1 protein-coding gene is annotated in these 1,146 nt (G+C 57.9%); it reads left to right on the top strand.

The window, feature by feature from the left end; translation table 11 throughout:
• The coding region (locus tag RMSM_RS13500) for an HAD-IC family P-type ATPase (protein WP_040766389.1) at window positions 1-1,146 on the top strand (1,146 nt) is incomplete at both ends.

A 1,146-nucleotide genomic window follows, 5' to 3' on the forward strand; every position in this document is an offset into this window, starting at 1 on the left:
CGGTTGTTTCCCCGGACGGAGCCGTTCGAGTCGAATTCGATCGTCAAACAACCGACGCTTCGACGATCGCAAGGGCACTGGATGATTGGTCATCGTCTGACTCACTAATTCGCGACGAGCATGAAGGTCATCGGCACCACGATGAAGGCCAAGAGGACGACCACGCGCACGGCGGCATCTTCGGACCGAAGTCCGAGTTGATCTTTGCAGTTCTTTGCGGCGCGTTCCTGTTGGTCGGTTGGCTGATCGAAACCTTCTCCGAACTGAACGAATGGGTTCCGCTGGGTTGCTTCGTCGCCGCTTACGTCTTCGGAGGCTACTACACCGTCACCGAAGCGATCGAGAAAATTCGGGCGGGTAAGTTTGAGATCGACTTCTTGATGATCGTGGCTGCCGCCGGTGCCGCGTCGTTGGGAGCGTGGGCAGAGGGCGCATTGCTGTTGTTTCTATTTAGTATCGGTCATGCGTTGGAAGGATACGCGATGGGGCGAGCCAAACGTGCCATTGAAGCCTTGTCTGAACTGGCTCCCAAAACCGCGAGAGTTCGACGTGATGGTAACGAGTCAGAAGTCCCCGTCGAAGAACTAGTCGTCGGCGACATTGTTATCATCAAACCCGACGAACGAGTTCCCGCAGACGGCTTTGTGATCGGAGGCGAGTCCAGTATCAATCAAGCCCCGATCACCGGCGAAAGCGTACCCGTCGACAAACGTCCGGTCGATGACATCGCCGCCGCCGCGTCCGACCCCGAGTCGCTTCCGCCAGAACATCGTGCATTTGCCGGAACGATCAACCAGTCGGGTTCGCTCGAAATACAAGTCACTAAACTCGCATCCGAAAACACACTGGCCCGCGTCGTCACGATGGTCAGCGAAGCGGAAACGCGGGTGTCGCCAACACAGAAATTCACGAAGAAGTTCGAGCGATACTTTGTGCCATCAGTCATCGCTGGTGTGGTGTTGCTACTGTTCGCACCGCTCGTCATCGACGAAACCTTCAGCGAATCGTTCTACCGAGCGATGGCGGTTCTAGTCGCCGCCAGCCCCTGTGCGTTGGCGATCGCAACGCCCAGTGCGGTGCTCAGCGGCGTCGCCCGAGCCGCACGCGGCGGAATTCTCGTCAAGGGTGGCGGACCGTTGGAAAGCC

The sequence above is a fragment of the Rhodopirellula maiorica SM1 genome (assembly GCF_000346295.1).
GTDB classification, from domain to species: domain Bacteria; phylum Planctomycetota; class Planctomycetia; order Pirellulales; family Pirellulaceae; genus Novipirellula; species Novipirellula maiorica.